This window comes from Thermanaerothrix sp. (assembly GCA_026417795.1).
GTDB lineage: Bacteria > Synergistota > Synergistia > Synergistales > Synergistaceae > Thermanaerovibrio.
The window spans coordinates 1-1,332 of the sequence record JAOACP010000103.1 but is presented as its reverse complement, the minus strand read 5'-3'; the positions used below and the strand labels follow the sequence as shown (position 1 = coordinate 1,332).

Here is a 1,332-nt window from a genome sequence, read left to right as displayed (position 1 = left end):
TGTATAAGAGACAGCCCCCCATCGAAAGGAACTTATCGGTAGTGCCAATAATATCAAAGCCATCTGTGAAGCGATTGGTGCCGATAGCCTTGCCTTTCTTTCTACCGAAGGGTTGTTGGAGGCCCTGAACCATCAGGGGGGATATTGCCTTGGCTGTTTTACCGGAGAGTATCCCTTGCCCACCCCCGGTGAGCTTGGTTTAGCCAAACAGGATGACCTATAAAGATACGGCCAGCACAAGAATACCTCCAGAAAGCGGGGTATTCCAGTTTATAGAATAAGGATTCAGGATGGATTACAAAGAAGCAGGGGTAGACATTGAAGAAGGCTATCGGGCGGTAGAAAAATACAATGACCTTGCCCGGGGAACCATGCAAGAAAATATCGTGGGCCGCTCGGTTATCAACGAAATTGGTAGTTTTGCGGGCATGCTCTCCCTTAAAGAACTCATTAGGGCGGGCGAAGGGATGGAGGACCCGGTCCTGGTTTCCGGGACCGATGGGGTTGGCACAAAATTGGATATCGCTTTCCGCCTTCAAAAGTACGATACGGTGGGCATCGATTGTGTGGCCATGTGTGTCAACGATATTCTCTGTCACGGCGCCCGGCCGCTGTTCTTTCTGGATTACCTTGCCTGTGGAAAGCTTGATGCGGATGTGGCCGCAGATTTGGTAAAGGGTGTGGCCCGGGGCTGTGCCGAGGCGGGTTGTGTCCTTTTGGGGGGCGAGACTGCCGAAATGCCCGGTTTTTATGACATTGGTAAGTATGATATTGCGGGCTTTGCGGTAGGAATTGTGGATCGAAAAAAAATAATCAACGGCCAGCATATTGAAAAGGGCGATTTGTTGGTAGGCCTTGCTTCTTCAGGGCCCCATTCGAATGGTTACAGCCTGATTCGTAAGATTATCCCCGATTTGCAGGAAGATTTTGGGGGCATGCCTATCGGCTACGTGTTGCTGGAGCCGACCCGCATATACGTACAACCCATCCTGGCCTTGATGGAAAAAATTCCCATAAAAGGGATGGCCCATATTACCGGCGGCGGTTTTTACGAAAACATCCCCCGGATGTTTGCCCGTCCCCAGACGGCCCTTATCTACGAAGATCGCTGGCCCATTCCGCCTGTTTTTTATCGGATTGCCTATGGAGTGGCTGGTGGTGGAACTGGGAAAGATGCGGGTTCGCGAGAAACGGCGGGAAAGGAAATTCTTTGCCGGGATGAACAGATAAAACAAAAAATGTTTAACACCTTTAACATGGGAATCGGCCTTGTGCTTGCGGTTTCTAAGAATGATGGGGAACAGGCTGTGGAATTCCTGGATAGTATGGGCT

At 50.5% G+C, this 1,332-nt stretch carries 1 protein-coding gene; it reads left to right on the top strand.

What is annotated here, in order from left to right:
- Positions 1–290: 290 nt before the first annotated feature.
- A partial coding sequence (gene purM / locus N2315_09390) for a phosphoribosylformylglycinamidine cyclo-ligase (protein MCX7829383.1) occupies positions 291–1,332 on the top strand: 1,042 nt, incomplete at its 3' end.